We start from the raw sequence: 17,554 nt of genomic DNA, 5'->3' as shown, positions 1-17,554 counted from the left end.
TGGAAGCAGTATCGGGCGGGCAAGCTCAATTCTGTTGCAAGCATGGTCGCTGCAACTAGTATAGTTGTACCCGAGGGGCTTGCCAGGCGTGGTTTCCGTATTCCGTTCAAAGATCATACGGCGTTGGCGCGGATTGGTGCGGCTAGTGTTGGCCGCTGCCCTGATGCTGGCCGCCTTCGGTGCCGCCGCGAAGGAGGATCCGCCGGACTATGGCCCGACGATGCGTTTCGTCGTCGTGAGGAGCAGCGCGCCGGGCTGCGAGCCGAACTGCCCTGAATGGATTTCCGCCGAAGGCACGATCGAGGCTGGCACGCCGGCGCTGTTCAGGCGTTTGCTGAGCACGCTCGGCGGGCGGCAACTGCCGATCGTCGTCAATTCTCCCGGCGGCAATGTCGATGCCGCGCTGCAGCTTGGCCGCATGATCCGCAAGAACAAGCTCGATATCGCGGTCGGCATCACGGAGTTTTCCGGCTGCCTGCCGGGGACGAAAAACTGCCGGGACAATGACGCAAAGCAGCAGCCCTATTCCGGAGTCGCTTACGACAGCGGCGCGATGTGCAATTCGGCCTGTCCGCTGATGTTTGCCGGCGGCGTCCGCCGCGTCGTCGGTGAATGGGCCTATCTCGGTGTCCACCAGATCACCACCACCTTCCGGCGCGAGAAGCTGCTCTACCGCACCACCTATCGGGTCGTGAACGGCAAGAAGAAGATCATCAGCACCAGGATCGTCAGCCGCAAGAATGCCGGCAGCTATAAGACCTATGAGATGAGCAAGGCGGTCGAGAAGCGGCTGTCGGCCTATCTGAAGGAGATGGGCGTCGAACAGGGCGTGCTGGATGTGATGAAGGCGACGCCCGCCAGCGATATCAGGCAGATCGAGCCCGACGACATGCTGGAGATGAAGCTCGTCACCAGCCTGGATTCGATCGATCTGCTGACCGAGAAGACCATGTGCCGGCGCAATCCCGTACCGGCGAATTGCCGCGAGGTGCCGTCGAACGCCAACCCAGCCGAGGTCGCGAACGTCGAAACCGCGCCTCCGCCCGCTGCTCCGGCCCCGGCGCCCTGGCCGCAGGTCCAGGAACAGGAGATGCGCCTCGTTGTCGTGCGCGGCAGCAATCCGCTCTGCAATCCCGATTGTCCGGAATGGATCTCGGCCGAAGGCACGATCGCCGCAGGCACGGCCGGCAAGCTTCGCCAGCTGCTCGATACGATCGGCGGCCGCAGATTGCCGGTGGTCGTCAACTCGCCGGGTGGCGATGTGCAGGCGGCCCTTGCCGCAGGCCGCCTGATCCGTGAGCGCGGGTTGGATGTCGCGGTCGCCCGGACGGACTTTCTTGATTGCGAACCGGGCAAGGCAGGTTGCGAAGCGACCGATGGGCTCTACAGCGGCCTCACCATCGATGCGGGCGCCCAATGCGACGCCGCCTGCGGGGTGATGATCGCCGGCGGCATCAGGCGCCTTGTCGGCGCGCATGCGCATTTTTTGGTGCATTCCATGGGGATGGAAGAGAAGGTCAGGGCATATCTCGACGATATGGCGATCGGCTCAGGCTTTTTTGCCGCGATGCAGTCGGCCCAATATGCCAAGCACAGGGAACTTAGCCAGGGCGAACTGCGCGAATTCGGGCTCACGACCGGACCGCAATCAGTGGATGCGCTGACCGGGGCGACCATCTGCAGCTCATCGCCGAAACCGGACAATTGCCGAGTGCTGCCGGCCGCCAATGCCGAGGCCGAGGCGCCGGCGAAACTTTAGAGCAATTCCAGGAAACGTGTTTACGGTTTTCCATCCGGAATTGCGTAGACAAGGAGATAACCCGCACTGGCCATCGAGGCAGGTTGAGGCGGGCAGGGCGGTGCCGCTATCCTCCTCGCGCGATTTGCGGAATGGAGGATCGACGATGAGCGCGGAAATTCCGACTTTGTACGAATGGGCCGGAGGCAGCGAGGCGCTCAACAGGCTGACACGCGCTTTCTACGACAAAGTGGCTTTGGATCCGATCGTCGGCCCAGTGTTCAAGACCATGTCGCCGGACCATCCGGCTCATGTCGCCGCCTTCATCGGCGAGGTTTTCGGCGGCCCGAAGACCTACAGCGAGGACCTTGGCGGTCACCGCGAGATGGTGATGCGCCATCTCGGCAAGCACCTGACCGAGGAGCAGCGGCGGCGCTGGATCAGTCTTCTTGCCGACGCGGCGGACGAAGTCGGCCTGCCGGACGACCCCGAGTTCCGGTCCGCCTTCATGGGGTATGTCGAATGGGGATCGCGGCTGGCGAAAATGAACTCGAATCTCGCCGAGACTTGCGATCCTGAGACGGAGCCGATGCCGGCCTGGGGCTGGGGCGTGCCGGGCGGACCTTATAAGCCGCCGGGCGGAAAGTCGTAGGCCAGGCGCGCTTTCCCGGGAACGCAGTCCGTCGCTGGCGAAGATGCAACCGAGAAATCCGCAAAGCTTTGAAAACGGCAGGTCAGTGCTCTTTACAGAGGGCCCGGAAGCTTTTAGGAAGCGCCTGCGCCGAACAAGCGCATGCACGGGCATAGCTCAGTTGGTAGAGCGGCGGTCTCCAAAACCGCAGGTCGTAGGTTCGAGCCCTGCTGCCCGTGCCATCTCCCCCAAAAGTGGCCGATCAACGCCTCCGCGGTTGAAAAGCGGCGGGTGGCTTGCCATATGGCGGAAATTGGGGCATAAGCCCCGCATAGCCGGGACGGGACGACTGGATGGTTCCGAGGCGGCGTTAGGACATAAAGCGGACCCTTGCCACTTGCGTGGATTAAGAATCGGTTTTATGTAGACAGAACAGACACGCGACGCGTGGAGCTGGGAAGCCGGCTTTACGCGTCTGATTTGCGTGGGTGAAATGGAGCGCTGATTCGGCGCCACATTGAACCCAGGCGGCGCGTCCCGGCCAGCGGGATCATCCAGGAGGCCCGGCCAACGGGCCTTGAAAACAGGCGGCACATGGCTTCGAAAACCACTAATCCCTTCACCTTTCTCCAGCAGGTTCGTGCGGAGACGGCAAAGGTGACATGGCCTTCGCGGCGCGAAACCATGATCTCGACCGTGATGGTCCTGGTGTTTGCGGTGATCGCAATGCTCTTCTTCTTCGCGGCCGACATTCTGATGGGCTATGCGATCGAGTGGATCCTGGGTCTCGGGCATTAATTCGGCGGTTTACGGAGAGGTCGTGAAATGACTGCGCGGTGGTATATCGTCCACGCCTATTCGAACTTCGAGAAGAAGGTCGCCGAGGACATCGAGAACAAGGCCAAGCAGAAGGGCCTGGCCGGCGAGATCGAGCAGATCGTGGTGCCGACCGAGAAGGTCGTCGAGATCCGCCGTGGCCGCAAGGTCGATGCCGAGCGCAAGTTCTTCCCGGGCTATGTGCTCCTGAAGGCAAATCTGACGGACGCGGTGTTCTCGCTGGTCAAGAACACTCCGAAGGTCACCGGGTTCCTGGGCGACTCCAAGCCCGTGCCGATCACCGAGACCGAAGCGCAGCGCATCCTGAATCAGGTTCAGGAAGGTGTCGAGCGGCCGAAGCCTTCGGTCACCTTCGAGATCGGCGAAGCGATCCGCGTCTCGGATGGACCGTTCGCGTCGTTCAACGGCGTCGTTCAGGAAGTGGACGAGGAGCGGGCCCGCCTCAAGGTGGAAGTTTCGATCTTCGGGCGCGCCGTGCCCGTCGATCTGGAATTCGGACAGGTCGAAAAGGGCTGATCCGATTGGCCGCGCCGCAAGGCGTCGGCACACCCGCGCCCGCAGGGCGTAGGGGCGGTTGCTTAAAGCGCCGCATGAACGGGTGGGAGGCGAGGGCGGCATAGCCGGCCGTCGGAACCGCACCACCAGACTGCAACCGCCGGTGTCCCGCTAATGGGCCGGCATGAGAAAAGGCAGGAATAGAGATGGCTAAGAAAGTTGCAGGCCAGCTCAAGCTCCAGGTTGCCGCGGGCTCGGCCACGCCGTCGCCCCCGATTGGCCCGGCGCTTGGTCAGCGCGGCATCAACATCATGGAATTCTGCAAGGCGTTCAACGCGCAGACGCAGGAGCTTGAGAAGGGGTCGCCGATCCCGGTCGTCATCACCTACTACCAGGACAAGTCGTTCACCTTCGTCATGAAGACGCCGCCGGTGAGCTACTTCCTGAAGAAGGCCGCCAACCTGAAGTCGGGCTCCAAGGAGCCGGGCAAGACCAAGGTCGGTACGATCAGCCGCGACAAGGTGCGCGCGATCGCCGAGCAGAAGATGAAGGACCTGAACGCAAACGACGTCGAAGCGGCCATGCGCATGGTCGAGGGCTCCGCCCGCTCGATGGGCCTGGAAGTGGTGGGCTAAGATCATGGCAAAGATTGCAAAGCGTGTTGCCAAGAGCCGCGAAGGCATCGATCCGAACAAGGCTTACGCGCTCTCCGAGGCGCTGCAGCTGCTGAAGGACCGGTCCAAGGTGAAGTTCGACGAGACCGTCGAGATCTCGATGAATCTCGGCGTCGACCCGCGTCATGCCGACCAGATGGTCCGCGGCGTGGTCAACCTGCCGAACGGAACCGGCCGCTCCGTGCGCGTCGCGGTGTTCGCCCGTGGCGACAAGGCCGAGGAAGCCAAGGCCGCCGGCGCCGATATCGTTGGCGCCGAGGACCTGGTCGACATCGTCCAGAAGGGCACGATCGATTTCGATCGCTGCATCGCCACGCCGGACATGATGCCGCTGGTCGGCCGTCTGGGTAAGGTGCTCGGCCCGCGCGGCATGATGCCGAACCCGAAGGTTGGCACCGTGACCACCGACGTCGCCGCCGCCGTCAAGGCTTCGAAGGGCGGCGCCGTCGAGTTCCGCGTCGAGAAGGCCGGCATCGTCCAGGCCGGCGTCGGCAAGGTCTCGTTCGACGTCAAGGCGCTGGAAGAGAATGTGCGTGCTTTCGCCGATGCTGTGAACAAGGCCAAGCCTGCGGGCGCCAAGGGCAACTACGTCAAGAAGGTGTCGGTCACCTCGACGATGGGCCCCGGCCTCAAGCTCGACGTCGCGACGCTCGCCGCGTCGTAAGTGTCGTCGGGTCGGCTCTGAGTCGACCCTTGAAGAATTCCGGATCGCCGATCTGTCGGCGGCCCGGTACCCCGGGAGCCGAAAGGTTTCCGGATATCCTGTCCGAGATTGCAGGCGGCCCAACAGCCTTAATTCATGTAGGCCTGCATGAGACGGGTGAAGACCCGACAAAGGAGCCAAGGCTCCAATGAAAGGTTCGAACCGTGTTTGCCTTTTGTCAGCGCATCGCCGGCTTTGCCGTCGGTGTGGCGAAAGGGGGCAGGATCCTCGAGCGTCGTTCGGGAGATCCGTTTTTTGGATGGCCCGGCCGGCAAAAGGCAACCCGACTTCTGACCTCGAAAATGAGGCAGTGGTCAACTGGAGATAGGCAGTGGACAGAGCGGAAAAGCGCGAACTCGTCACGGGCCTGAATGATGCGTTCTCGAACGCGGGTTCAGTCGTCGTGGCCCACTACGCCGGTATCACCGTGGCGCAAATGAACGACCTTCGGTCGAAGATGCGCGCTGCCGGCGGCACCGTCAAAGTCGCGAAGAACCGTCTCGCCAAGATCGCTCTTCAGGGCACGGACTCCGCATCGATCATCGATCTGTTCAAGGGACAGACGCTGGTCGCTTATTCGGAGGATCCGATTGCGGCGCCGAAGGTCGCGTCCGAATTCGCCAAGGGGAATGACAAGCTGGTCATTCTCGGCGGCGCGATGGGCACGACCTCGCTCAACGCCGATGGTGTCAAGGCGCTCGCCACGATGCCGTCGCTCGACGAGCTGCGCGCCAAGCTGGTTGGCATGATCGCCACGCCGGCAACCCGGATCGCCCAGATCGTCAATGCACCCGCGGCTTCGGTCGCGCGCGTCATCGGCGCTTACGCCCGGAAGGACGAGGCGGCATGAGGCCGTTCCTCGCTGTCAACAACACACGTTCGAACCAAGTAAAGGAATATCAAAATGGCTGATCTCGCGAAGATCGTAGACGACCTTTCGAAGCTGACCGTCCTCGAGGCGGCTGAGCTGTCGAAGCTCCTGGAAGAGAAGTGGGGCGTTTCGGCCGCCGCTCCGGTGGCTGTTGCCGCCGCTGCTGGTGGTGCTGCCGCTGCCGCTGCTCCGGCCGAAGAGAAGACGGAATTCGACGTCGTTCTTGCCGACGCCGGCGCCCAGAAGATCAACGTCATCAAGGAAGTCCGCGCCATCACCGGCCTTGGCCTCAAGGAAGCCAAGGACCTGGTCGAAGCGGCTCCCAAGCCGGTCAAGGAAGGCGTTTCCAAGGCCGACGCCGACAAGTTCAAGGCTCAGCTGGAAGCAGCTGGCGCCAAGGTCGAGCTGAAGTAATAGGTGAGGGCGGACGGTCTCGCGCCGTCCGCCCCCTCCCTTGGATGAGGGAGGGGCTTTGTTGCGCGAGGCGTTTGAAAACCTCTTTCCCGAGGGCCGAAAAGCGGCCTTCCGGAAACGGGTTTTCTCCCGTTTTAGCCGACTGCCGCCAAGCTGCTGGTAGTGAAGGCCGGAAAACAGTTAGGGGCAGCCGCCGAGGCCGCCCGTTGGTGCAAGGCGAGCCGCGGCGAGGTTCGTCCCGAGTTTAGAGCTAAGGAGCGACGATGGCCCAGACCCAGACTTTCAATGGCCGCAGACGCGTACGCAAGTTCTTCGGAAAGATCCCGGAAGTTGCGGAGATGCCGAACCTGATCGAGGTTCAGAAGGCATCCTATGACCAGTTCCTGATGGTGGACGAGCCCAAGGGCGGCCGTCCGGACGAAGGGCTGCAGGCCGTTTTCAAGTCGGTTTTCCCGATCTCCGACTTTTCGGGCTCCTCTATGCTGGAGTTCGTGAAGTATGAGTTCGAGGCACCGAAATTCGACGTTGACGAGTGCCGTCAGCGCGACCTGACCTATGCTGCGCCGCTCAAGGTGACGCTGCGCCTCATCGTGTTCGATATCGACGAGGATACCGGCGCGAAGTCGATCAAGGACATCAAGGAGCAGGACGTCTACATGGGCGACATGCCGCTCATGACGTCGAACGGCACCTTCATCGTCAACGGCACCGAGCGCGTCATCGTCTCGCAGATGCACCGTTCGCCGGGCGTCTTCTTCGACCATGACAAGGGCAAGTCGCACTCGTCGGGCAAGCTGCTGTTTGCCGCGCGCGTCATCCCCTATCGCGGTTCGTGGCTCGACATCGAGTTCGATTCCAAGGATGTCGTGCATGCCCGCATCGATCGCCGCCGCAAGATTCCGGTGACGTCGCTCTTGATGGCGCTCGGCATGGACGGCGAGGAGATCCTGTCGACCTTCTACAACAAGATCACCTACAAGCGCTCCGGCGACCATTGGCGCATTCCGTTTAACGTCGAGCGGTTCCGCGGCCTCAAGGCCGTTGGCGACCTTGTCGACGCCGACACGGGCGAGGTTGTTGTCGAGGCCGGCAAGAAGATCACCGCCCGCCAGGCCCGCCAGCTCGGCGAGAAGGGCCTCAAGGCCATCAAGGCGACCGACGAGGACCTGCTCGGCAACTACCTTGCCGAGGACATCGTCAACTACGCCACCGGCGAGATCTTCCTCGAGGCCGGCGACGAGATCGACGACAAGACGCTGAAGGTGCTGCTCGGCACCGGCGAGGAAGAGATCCAGATCCTGGACATCGACCACGTCAATGTCGGCGCCTACATCCGCAACACGCTGGCCGTCGACAAGAACGAGAGCCGCCAGGACGCGCTGTTCGACATCTACCGCGTCATGCGCCCGGGCGAGCCGCCGACGCTCGAGACCGCCGAAGCCATGTTCAACTCGCTGTTCTTCGACAGCGAGCGCTATGACCTGTCGGCCGTCGGCCGCGTCAAGATGAACATGCGCCTCGAGCTCAAGGCCGAGGACACCGTGCGCGTGCTGCGCAAGGAAGACATCCTGGCCGTGGTCAAGACGCTCGTCGAGCTGCGCGACGGCAAGGGCGAGATCGACGACATCGACAATCTCGGCAACCGCCGCGTGCGTTCAGTCGGCGAGCTCATGGAGAACCAGTATCGCGTCGGCCTGCTGCGCATGGAGCGCGCGATCAAGGAACGCATGTCCTCGATCGAGATCGACACGGTCATGCCGCAGGACCTGATCAACGCCAAGCCGGCGGCCGCCGCCGTGCGCGAGTTCTTCGGCTCCTCGCAGCTGTCGCAGTTCATGGACCAGACCAACCCGCTGTCGGAGATCACCCACAAGCGTCGCCTCTCGGCGCTTGGACCGGGCGGTCTGACCCGCGAGCGCGCCGGCTTCGAGGTGCGCGACGTGCACCCGACGCATTACGGCCGCATCTGCCCGATCGAGACGCCGGAGGGCCCGAATATCGGTCTGATCAACTCGCTGGCCACCTTCGCGCGGGTCAACAAGTACGGCTTCATCGAAAGCCCGTACCGCAAGATCGTGAACGGCAAGCTGACCAACGAGGTTGTCTACCTGTCGGCGATGGAAGAGGCCAAGCACTATGTCGCGCAGGCTAACGCCGAGCTCGACAAGAACGGCAGCTTCGTCGACGAGTTCGTCATTTGCCGTAACGCCGGCGAAGTGATGATGGCGCCACGCGAGAACGTCGACCTGATGGACGTCTCGCCGAAACAGATGGTGTCTGTCGCGGCAGCGCTCATCCCGTTCCTCGAGAACGACGACGCCAACCGCGCGCTGATGGGCTCGAACATGCAGCGTCAGGCCGTGCCTCTGGTGCGCGCCGAGGCGCCGTTCGTCGGCACCGGCATGGAGCCGGTCGTCGCCCGTGACTCGGGCGCGGCCATCGGCGCCCGCCGCGGCGGCGTGGTCGACCAGGTGGACGCTACCCGTATCGTCATCCGCGCCACGGAGGATCTCGATCCCGGCAAGTCGGGCGTCGACATCTACCGGCTGATGAAGTTCCAGCGTTCGAACCAGAACACCTGCATCAACCAGCGTCCGCTGGTGCGCATGGGCGACCGCGTCAACAAGGGCGACATCATCGCCGACGGTCCGTCGACCGAGCTGGGCGATCTGGCGCTCGGCCGCAACGTCCTGGTCGCGTTCATGCCTTGGAACGGCTACAATTACGAGGACTCGATCCTGCTCTCCGAGCGCATCGTGGCCGACGACGTCTTCACCTCGATCCACATCGAGGAGTTCGAGGTCATGGCGCGCGACACCAAGCTCGGGCCGGAGGAAATCACGCGCGACATTCCGAACGTTTCGGAAGAGGCGCTGAAGAACCTCGATGAAGCCGGCATCGTCTATATCGGCGCCGAAGTGCAGCCGGGTGACATCCTGGTCGGCAAGATCACGCCGAAGGGTGAAAGCCCGATGACGCCGGAAGAGAAGCTTCTGCGCGCTATCTTCGGCGAAAAGGCCTCGGACGTCCGCGACACCTCCATGCGCATGCCTCCGGGCACCTTCGGCACGGTCGTCGAAGTGCGCGTCTTCAACCGCCACGGCGTGGAGAAGGACGAGCGCGCGATGGCGATCGAGCGCGAGGAGATCGAGCGTCTGGCCAAGGACCGCGACGACGAACAGGCGATTCTCGACCGCAACGTCTACGCGCGTCTTTCCGACATGCTGGTCGGCAAGGAAGCGATCGCCGGACCGAAGGGCTTCAAGAAGGGCTCGAAGCTGTCGAAGGACACGCTCGACGAGTATCCGCGTTCGCAGTGGTGGCAGTTCGCCGTGGAGAACGAGAAGCTCCAGGGCGAGCTCGAGGCCCTCCGCGGCCAGTACGACGAGTCCAAGAAGGCGCTCGAGCAGCGCTTCATGGACAAGGTCGAGAAGGTGCAGCGCGGCGACGAAATGCCTCCGGGCGTCATGAAGATGGTCAAGGTCTTCGTGGCAGTGAAGCGCAAGATGCAGCCGGGCGACAAGATGGCCGGCCGCCACGGCAACAAGGGTGTCGTGTCGCGCATCGTTCCGGTCGAGGACATGCCTTTCCTCGAGGACGGCACGCATGCCGATATCGTGCTCAACCCGCTGGGTGTGCCGAGCCGCATGAATGTCGGCCAGATCCTGGAAACGCATCTGGGCTGGGCTTGCGCCGGCATGGGCAGGAAGATCGGCGAGCTGATCGACGCGTATAAGGGTGGCGGTGACATCAAGCCGCTGCGCAAGACGCTGGAAAGCTTCATGCCGGCCAACGACCGCAACGAGCCGATCCGCGAGTATGACGACGAGAGCATCGTTCGCCTGAGCGAGCAGATGCGCCGCGGCGTCTCCATCGCGACACCGGTGTTCGACGGCGCGCACGAGGTCGACATTAACACCATGCTGGAGCAGGCAGGCCTGCACACCAGCGGTCAGTCGCAGCTCTATGACGGCCGCACCGGCGAGCCGTTCGATCGCAAGGTGACGATGGGCTATATCTATATGCTCAAGCTGCATCACCTGGTGGATGACAAGATCCACGCGCGTTCGATCGGTCCGTACTCGCTCGTCACCCAGCAGCCGCTGGGCGGCAAGGCCCAGTTCGGCGGCCAGCGCTTCGGCGAAATGGAGGTCTGGGCGCTCGAAGCCTACGGCGCCGCCTACACGCTGCAGGAAATGCTGACGGTGAAGTCGGATGACGTCGCCGGCCGCACCAAGGTCTACGAGGCGATCGTGCGCGGCGACGACACGTTCGAGGCCGGCATTCCGGAGAGCTTCAACGTTCTCGTCAAGGAAATGCGCTCGCTCGGCCTCAATGTGGAGCTGGAGAACACCCAGGTCGAAGAGACCCAGACGCGTCTGCCCGACGCGGCCGAGTAAAGCCTATGGCGCGCCGCATCCTGTGAGCGGCGCGCCCTTCAAATTTTCGGTCGGGCAACCGGCCAGTCTGCGGACATTTCGTCCGCGATCGATTGAAGGGGTTATCGAGGACCCCGAAAAGGAGAACGGCATGAACCAAGAGGTCATGAATCTCTTCAACCCGCAGGCGCCTGCGCAGGTGTTCGATTCCATCCGGATCTCGCTTGCCAGCCCAGAGAAGATTCTGTCCTGGTCGTTCGGCGAGATCAAGAAGCCGGAGACCATCAACTACCGCACCTTCAAGCCGGAGCGTGACGGCCTGTTCTGCGCGCGCATTTTTGGTCCGATCAAGGACTATGAGTGCCTGTGCGGCAAGTACAAGCGCATGAAGTACAAGGGCGTCATCTGCGAAAAGTGCGGCGTCGAGGTCACGCTGTCGCGCGTTCGCCGCGAGCGCATGGGCCATATCGAGCTCGCCGCCCCCGTCGCCCATATCTGGTTCCTGAAGTCGCTGCCCTCGCGCATCGGCACGCTGCTCGACATGACCCTCAAGGACATCGAGCGTGTGCTCTACTTCGAGAACTACATCGTCACCGAGCCGGGCCTCACCGCGCTGAAGGAGAACCAGCTCCTCAGCGAGGAGGAGTACATGCTCGCCGTCGACGAGTATGGCGAGGATTCCTTCACCGCCATGATCGGCGCCGAGGCCATCCATGACCTCCTGGCCGGCATGGACCTGGAGAAGATCGCCGGCGATCTGCGTTCGGAGCTGGCTTCGACCACCTCCGAGCTGAAGCAGAAGAAGTATCTGAAGCGGCTCAAGGTCGTCGAGAACTTCATGGAATCCGGCAACCGTCCGGAATGGATGATCATGAAGGTGGTTCCGGTGATCCCGCCGGATCTGCGTCCGCTGGTTCCCCTGGACGGCGGCCGCTTCGCGACGTCCGACCTCAACGACCTCTATCGCCGCGTCATCAACCGCAACAACCGCTTGAAGCGACTGATCGAGCTGCGCGCGCCCGGCATCATCGTGCGCAACGAGAAGCGCATGCTGCAGGAAGCCGTCGATGCGCTCTTCGACAACGGCCGTCGCGGCCGCGTCATCACCGGCGCCAACAAGCGTCCGCTGAAGTCGCTGTCCGACATGCTCAAGGGCAAGCAGGGCCGGTTCCGTCAGAACCTGCTCGGCAAGCGCGTCGACTATTCCGGCCGTTCGGTCATCGTGACCGGCCCGGAGCTGAAACTGCATCAGTGCGGCCTGCCGAAGAAGATGGCGCTAGAGCTGTTCAAGCCGTTCATCTACGCCCGCCTCGACGCCAAGGGGTTCTCCTCGACCGTCAAGCAGGCAAAGAAGCTGGTCGAGAAGGAGCGTCCGGAGGTCTGGGATATCCTCGACGAGGTCATCCGCGAGCATCCGGTGCTGCTCAATCGTGCGCCGACGCTGCACCGCCTCGGCATCCAGGCGTTCGAGCCGACCCTGATCGAAGGCAAGGCAATTCAGCTCCATCCGCTGGTCTGCACGGCCTTCAACGCCGACTTCGACGGTGACCAGATGGCGGTCCACGTGCCGCTGTCGCTGGAAGCGCAGCTCGAAGCCCGCGTGCTGATGATGTCGACCAACAACATCCTGCACCCGGCCTCCGGCGCGCCGATCATCGTGCCGTCGCAGGACATGGTTCTCGGTCTCTACTATCTCTCGATCGTCAACCAGAACGAGCCGGGCGAGGGCATGGTGTTTGCCGACATGGGCGAACTCCAGCATGCGCTGGAGACCAAGGCCGTGACGCTGCACGCCAAGATCAAGGGCCGCTTCCGCACGGTCGACGCCGAAGGCAACGTCGTGTCGAAGATCTACGACACCACGCCTGGCCGCATGATCATCGGCGAGCTTCTGCCGAAGAACGTCAACGTGCCGTATGAGACCGCCAACCAGGAGATGACCAAGAAGAACATCTCCAAGATGATCGACACCGTCTACCGCCACTGCGGTCAGAAAGAGACGGTCATCTTCTGCGACCGCATCATGGCGCTCGGCTTCGCCCATGCCTGCCGTGCCGGCATTTCGTTCGGCAAGGACGACATGCTGATCCCGGATACCAAGCTGAAGCTGGTCTCCGAAACCGAGGCTTTGGCCAAGGAGTACGAGCAGCAGTACAATGACGGCCTGATCACGCAGGGCGAGAAGTACAACAAGGTCGTCGACGCCTGGGCCAAGTGCTCCGAAAAGGTCGCCGACGAGATGATGGCCCGCATCAAGGCGGTGGAGTTCGAGGACAACGGCCGTCAGAAGCCGATGAACTCGATCTACATGATGTCGCATTCGGGTGCGCGCGGTTCGCCCACTCAGATGCGTCAGCTCGCCGGCATGCGTGGCCTGATGGCCAAGCCGTCGGGTGAAATCATCGAGACGCCGATCATCTCGAACTTCAAGGAAGGCCTCACCGTGCTCGAGTACTTCAACTCGACCCACGGCGCCCGCAAGGGTCTGGCCGACACCGCCTTGAAGACGGCGAACTCGGGTTACCTCACCCGCCGCCTCGTCGACGTGGCGCAAGACTGCATCGTCAACTCGGTTGATTGTGGCACCGACAAGGGCCTCACCATGCAGCCGATCGTCGATGCCGGTCAGATCGTCGCTTCGGTTGGCCAGCGCGTGCTGGGCCGCACCGCGCTGGACGACATCAACCATCCGGTCACCGGCGATCTGCTGGTCAAGGCCGGCAAGCTGATGGACGAGCGCGATGTGGAGCAGATCGAAAAGGCCGGCGTGCAGTCGGTCCGCATCCGTTCGGCGCTGACTTGCGAGGTCAGGACCGGCGTGTGCGCCGTCTGCTACGGTCGCGACCTGGCCCGCGGTACCCCCGTCAACCAGGGCGAGGCTGTGGGCGTCATCGCGGCGCAGTCGATCGGCGAGCCGGGCACCCAGCTCACCATGCGTACCTTCCACATGGGTGGCACGGCGCAGGTGGTGGACTCTTCGTTCCTTGAAGCCTCCTATGAGGGCAAGGTGCAGATCCGGAACCGCAACGTGGTGCGCAACTCGGAAGGCCAGCAGATGGTCATGGGCCGCAACATGGCGGTGCTCATCCTCGATGAGGCCGGCAAGGAGCGCGCCACGCATCGCGTCGCCTATGGTTCGCGCATCTTCGTGGACGACGGCGACAAGGTGAAGCGCGGCCAGCGTATCGCCGAGTGGGATCCCTATACCCGTCCGATCCTCACCGAAATCGAGGGCCGGGTGGCGTTCGAGGACCTGGTCGACGGCATCTCCGTCCAGGAAACGGCCGACGAGTCGACCGGCATCACCAAGCGTGAGGTCATCGACTGGCGTTCGACGCCGCGCGGCAGCGACCTGAAGCCGGCGATCGTCATCCAGGACGCCAAGGGTAAGGTCGGCAAGCTGTCGAAGGGCGGCGATGCGCGCTTCCTGCTCTCGGTCGAGGCCATCCTCTCGGTCGAGCCAGGCGCGCATGTGAAGCCTGGCGACGTGCTGGCGCGTATCCCGATGGAAAGCGCCAAGACCAAGGACATCACCGGTGGTCTGCCGCGCGTGGCCGAACTATTCGAGGCTCGTCGTCCGAAGGATCACGCCATCATCGCCGAGATCGATGGCACGATCCGCTTCGGCCGCGACTACAAGAACAAGCGCCGCATCATCATCGAACCGCATGACTCGACGCTCGAGCCGGTGGAGTACCTGATCCCGAAGGGCAAGCCGTTCCATCTCCAGGACGGCGACGTCATCGAGAAGGGCGACTACATCCTCGACGGCAATCCGGCGCCGCACGACATCCTGGCGATCAAGGGCGTGGAGGCGCTTGCCTCCTATCTCGTGAACGAAATCCAGGAGGTCTACCGTCTGCAGGGCGTGTCGATCAACGACAAGCACATCGAGGTGATTGTTCGCCAGATGCTGCAGAAGGTCGAGATCACCACGCAGGGCGACTCCACCTACATCCCGGGCGACCACGTCGACGTGATCGAGCTGGAAGAGGTCAACGAGCGCCTGATCGAGGACGGCAAGAAGCCGGCCGAAGGTCAGCCGGTGCTGCTCGGCATCACCAAGGCCTCGCTGCAGACGCCGTCCTTCATCTCGGCCGCCTCCTTCCAGGAGACGACCAGGGTGCTCACCGAGGCTGCGGTTGCCGGCAAGACCGACATGCTGCAGGGCCTGAAGGAAAACGTCATCGTTGGCCGTCTGATCCCGGCCGGCACCGGCGGCACGATGAGCCAGATCAGGCGCATCGCCACCTCGCGCGACGAGCTCATCATCGACGAGCGCCGCAAGGCCTCCGGTGTCGAGGTCGCCGAGCCGATGCTGACTGACATGGTCAACGCCGCGCAGTAAAGCGGCATGATGTGAGAGAAGAAGAGAAGGGGCCCACGCGGGCCCCTTCTTGCATTCAGAGCATGATCCCGAAAAGTGGGTACCGGTTTTCGGGAAGATCATGCTTCAACAAAGAAACCGGATCGGGATGATGGCTCTTAGCCGTCATCCTGATCTGGCTTCATGCAACGAGGAAGAGCTATGAGTAGCAAGACCTGGGTCGCAGTCGACGACTACATCGTTTCGTCGCTTTTCGAAGCGGACCCCGTGCTGGACGCGGTGCTTACGGCCAACCGCGACCAGGGGCTGCCGGCGATCGACGTCTCGGCTGCCCAGGGCAAGTTTCTGTCGCTGCTGGTGCGCATCCGCGGCGCGAAGACCGTGCTGGAGGTCGGCACACTCGGCGGCTACTCGACCATCTGGATGGCGAGGGGACTGCCGGCGGACGGCAAGGTGGTGACGCTGGAACTCGATCCGCACCATGCCAAGGTTGCGCGCTCGAATTTCGAGCGGGCTGGGGTTTCCGACAAGGTCGACCTGCTGGTCGGTCCCGCGCTCCAGTCGCTCGCCGCGCTGGTTGATGAAAATGCCCGCACGTTCGACCTGATCTTCATTGACGCCGACAAGCCCAACAACCCGAATTATCTAGACTGGGCGATGAAGCTGTCACGTTCGGGCACGGTCATCGTCTGCGACAACGTCATCCGCGACGGCGCGGTCGTGAAGAAGAACAGCGGCGACGTCAATGTCGAAGGCGCCCGCGCCGCGTTCTCGTTCATCGGCGGCGAGAAGCGGCTGGACGGCACCGCCGTCCAGACCGTCGGCGCCAAGGGCTATGACGGCTTTGCCATCGCGATCGTAGAATAAGGCCCTCGTTCGCCTCGGCGCATTGCCGCTGACTCAGTCGAAGAACGCCTCGACCACATTACGCTTGCCGAGCATGAAGGCATCGGCGACGTGCTGCAGCGGCGCGAGATCGACATCCGAAACTCCCCCGCGAATGATCTCGGCGAAACGCTTGTAAAGCATCGGATATTCTGCCTCCGGCTCGTCGTGGATGACTTTGCCGTCGACGATGAGCTTCGCGCCGCCGCCCGACAACACCATTTTGCCCTTGTCGGTCTCGGCCAGGATATCCCAGCTTTGCGGGCCGGTCTGCAGCCAGTCGAGTTCCATCGTCACCGGCAGGCCGTTCGAGGTGCGGAAGGCGACATGCGCCGCGACCGGAGCCGCGCGGTTCTCCGGAAAGTCGAGCACGGCGGAGGTGATGAACATCGGCGGCAGGATGTGGGTGGCGATCGACAGCGCGTTGATGCCCGGATCGAAGACGCCGAAGCCGCCGGGCTCCCAGATCCATTCCTGGTTCGGGTGCCAGCGGCGCACATCCTCCTTCCAGTTGATGGCGGCCGAAGCCAGCTTGGCCGAACCGAGGAAGGAGCGCGCAGCCTCTACCGCCGGCGCATAACGCGAATGCCAGCTGGCAAAGAGCGAGACGCCGTTCTTTTCGGCCAGCGCCTTGAGATGCTCGACCTCGCTCACCGTCGCGCCCGGCGGCTTTTCGAGGAACACATGTTTTTTCGCCTCCAGCGCGGTGCGCGCAGCGTCGTACCGGAACTGCGGCGGCATGCAGAGCGAGACCGCCTCAAGACCTGGTTCAGCCGCAAGCATCGCCTCGATCGTCGGATAGTTCGTGATGCCGTCGACCTTGCCGTGGCGGCTGGCCGCGGCGGCGAGCTGATAGTCGCCGTCTTTGGCGACCGCCGGCAGATGCTGGTCGCGCACGATCTTTCCCACGCCGACGATGCCGAGCTTGATGGGATTGCTGGTCATGGGGAACTCCGGAAGGAAAGAATGGCCGTCTAGTAGAGAAGCGTGGGGGGCAGAGCGGGAAGGGATGTTGCGCCCGGCAGCGAGATCAGAACGGCTCGTCGAAAGTGACGATGGAGACCTCGCCTTCCAGCGCGCCCTGATAGGCTGACAGATGCGGTTCCTCGTCCGGCTCGCCTTCCATGTCGCCGATCTGGTCGAGCTCGGCCTCCGCGAATCCTTCCGCGGCGAGCGATTCGAGCGCGCGGCGCACGGCAGAATCATCGTCGGGCGCAACGAGCATTACATGCACGCCCTCCGGCTTGCCGCCCTTCTTGCGCCAGACTCGTCCGGTGATGATGGTGACCGGCCGTTCTTCGTTGTCGTTCACGGGCTGATTCCTCGTTTTCCGGCAGAAAGTCCGGCTCAAGCCGCCTTTTGGCACGAAGCCGGTGCGGAAGACAGCCGCAAGCCGGTCACTTTCTTCCTCGCTCTTGAAAAAAGGCGCAATAAAATTACATGCGTTTTGCGCATGGCTCATTAGCCTCGAATTGACCGCAATATTTGCCGTTGCGGGGTTGACGGGCAATGGCCTTACGAGTAGAAGCCGCGACGTCAGAACCGATGTGAGACCAGCCTTTCCGAGGCGACACGCTTTGGAGTTTGTCTCAAACAGGGT

The 17,554-nt window shown here is 62.9% G+C and carries 13 protein-coding genes and 1 tRNA gene; 12 read left to right on the top strand and 2 right to left on the bottom strand.

Features of this window, described 5'->3' with window-relative positions; genetic code table 11:
* The first annotated feature begins 163 nt into the window (after nucleotides 1–163).
* The 12 genes from P9272_RS21005 to P9272_RS20950 all read left to right on the top strand — a co-directional run bounded on the left by P9272_RS21005 (nucleotide 164) and on the right by P9272_RS20950 (nucleotide 15,936).
* Nucleotides 164–1,759, top strand: coding sequence for a hypothetical protein (locus P9272_RS21005; RefSeq protein ID WP_278162087.1), 1,596 nt, complete (start codon nucleotides 164–166; stop codon nucleotides 1,757–1,759).
* A 145-nt stretch (nucleotides 1,760–1,904) separates the two neighbouring features.
* Nucleotides 1,905–2,390 carry a group II truncated hemoglobin gene (locus P9272_RS21000; RefSeq protein ID WP_278162005.1) on the top strand — a complete coding sequence of 162 codons (486 nt, stop codon included), beginning with the start codon at nucleotides 1,905–1,907 and terminating at the stop codon, nucleotides 2,388–2,390.
* A 145-nt stretch (nucleotides 2,391–2,535) separates the two neighbouring features.
* Nucleotides 2,536–2,611: transfer RNA gene (locus tag P9272_RS20995), tRNA-Trp, on the top strand.
* Between the two features lie 352 nt (nucleotides 2,612–2,963).
* On the top strand, nucleotides 2,964–3,167 hold the full coding sequence (secE, locus tag P9272_RS20990; protein ID WP_027170383.1) for a preprotein translocase subunit SecE: 204 nt from the start codon (nucleotides 2,964–2,966) through the stop codon (nucleotides 3,165–3,167).
* A 27-nt stretch (nucleotides 3,168–3,194) separates the two neighbouring features.
* A complete protein-coding gene (gene nusG / locus P9272_RS20985) occupies nucleotides 3,195–3,722 on the top strand; it encodes a transcription termination/antitermination protein NusG (RefSeq protein ID WP_095818149.1) in 528 nt (175 codons plus the stop codon).
* Between the two features lie 185 nt (nucleotides 3,723–3,907).
* The gene (rplK, locus tag P9272_RS20980) at nucleotides 3,908–4,336 is read left to right on the top strand and encodes a 50S ribosomal protein L11 (RefSeq protein WP_042642146.1); all 429 of its coding nucleotides are present in this window, start codon (nucleotides 3,908–3,910) and stop codon (nucleotides 4,334–4,336) included.
* A gap of 4 nt (nucleotides 4,337–4,340) precedes the next feature.
* Entirely contained in the window at nucleotides 4,341–5,039 is a 699-nt protein-coding gene (rplA, locus tag P9272_RS20975; RefSeq protein ID WP_128261370.1) for a 50S ribosomal protein L1, read from the top strand.
* 370 nt (nucleotides 5,040–5,409) lie between these two features.
* Entirely contained in the window at nucleotides 5,410–5,928 is a 519-nt protein-coding gene (gene rplJ, locus P9272_RS20970) for a 50S ribosomal protein L10 (protein ID WP_128261369.1), read from the top strand.
* A 54-nt stretch (nucleotides 5,929–5,982) separates the two neighbouring features.
* Nucleotides 5,983–6,363, top strand: a complete 381-nt coding sequence (gene rplL, locus P9272_RS20965) for a 50S ribosomal protein L7/L12 (protein WP_040983055.1) — start codon at nucleotides 5,983–5,985, stop codon at nucleotides 6,361–6,363.
* Nucleotides 6,364–6,626: 263 nt separating this feature from the next.
* Entirely contained in the window at nucleotides 6,627–10,763 is a 4,137-nt protein-coding gene (rpoB, locus tag P9272_RS20960) for a DNA-directed RNA polymerase subunit beta (RefSeq protein ID WP_128261368.1), read from the top strand.
* A 130-nt stretch (nucleotides 10,764–10,893) separates the two neighbouring features.
* Nucleotides 10,894–15,090, top strand: a complete 4,197-nt coding sequence (gene rpoC, locus P9272_RS20955; RefSeq protein WP_128261367.1) for a DNA-directed RNA polymerase subunit beta' — start codon at nucleotides 10,894–10,896, stop codon at nucleotides 15,088–15,090.
* A 180-nt stretch (nucleotides 15,091–15,270) separates the two neighbouring features.
* A complete protein-coding gene (locus tag P9272_RS20950; protein WP_278162002.1) occupies nucleotides 15,271–15,936 on the top strand; it encodes an O-methyltransferase in 666 nt (221 codons plus the stop codon).
* Nucleotides 15,937–15,969: 33 nt separating this feature from the next.
* Here P9272_RS20950 and P9272_RS20945 read toward each other — a convergent pair whose 3' ends face one another.
* The gene (locus P9272_RS20945; protein ID WP_278162000.1) at nucleotides 15,970–16,899 is read right to left on the bottom strand and encodes a Gfo/Idh/MocA family oxidoreductase; all 930 of its coding nucleotides are present in this window, start codon (nucleotides 16,897–16,899) and stop codon (nucleotides 15,970–15,972) included.
* 85 nt (nucleotides 16,900–16,984) lie between these two features.
* On the bottom strand, nucleotides 16,985–17,266 hold the full coding sequence (locus P9272_RS20940; protein WP_040983044.1) for a hypothetical protein: 282 nt from the start codon (nucleotides 17,264–17,266) through the stop codon (nucleotides 16,985–16,987).
* Nucleotides 17,267–17,554: the final 288 nt, after the last annotated feature.

Origin of the sequence: Mesorhizobium sp. WSM4976 (genome assembly GCF_029625685.1) — a bacterium.
In the GTDB taxonomy this organism is placed as follows: Bacteria; Pseudomonadota; Alphaproteobacteria; order Rhizobiales; family Rhizobiaceae; genus Mesorhizobium.
The sequence above is the reverse complement of the archived record's forward strand: the minus strand, read 5'-3'. Positions and strand labels throughout refer to the sequence as shown.

Bases quoted from the DNA above. Each gene is read 5' to 3' on its own strand.
- secE (WP_027170383.1), top strand. From the start codon at position 2,964: ATGGCTTCGAAAACCACTAATCCCTTCACCTTTCTCCAGCAGGTTCGT.
- rplL (WP_040983055.1), top strand. From the start codon at position 5,983: ATGGCTGATCTCGCGAAGATCGTAGACGACCTTTCGAAGCTGACCGTC.
- P9272_RS21000 (WP_278162005.1), top strand. From the start codon at position 1,905: ATGAGCGCGGAAATTCCGACTTTGTACGAATGGGCCGGAGGCAGCGAG.
- P9272_RS21005 (WP_278162087.1), top strand. From the start codon at position 164: ATGCTGGCCGCCTTCGGTGCCGCCGCGAAGGAGGATCCGCCGGACTAT.
- rpoC (WP_128261367.1), top strand. From the start codon at position 10,894: ATGAACCAAGAGGTCATGAATCTCTTCAACCCGCAGGCGCCTGCGCAG.
- rplA (WP_128261370.1), top strand. From the start codon at position 4,341: ATGGCAAAGATTGCAAAGCGTGTTGCCAAGAGCCGCGAAGGCATCGAT.
- rplK (WP_042642146.1), top strand. From the start codon at position 3,908: ATGGCTAAGAAAGTTGCAGGCCAGCTCAAGCTCCAGGTTGCCGCGGGC.
- nusG (WP_095818149.1), top strand. From the start codon at position 3,195: ATGACTGCGCGGTGGTATATCGTCCACGCCTATTCGAACTTCGAGAAG.
- rpoB (WP_128261368.1), top strand. From the start codon at position 6,627: ATGGCCCAGACCCAGACTTTCAATGGCCGCAGACGCGTACGCAAGTTC.
- P9272_RS20945 (WP_278162000.1), bottom strand. From the start codon at position 16,899: ATGACCAGCAATCCCATCAAGCTCGGCATCGTCGGCGTGGGAAAGATC.
- P9272_RS20950 (WP_278162002.1), top strand. From the start codon at position 15,271: ATGAGTAGCAAGACCTGGGTCGCAGTCGACGACTACATCGTTTCGTCG.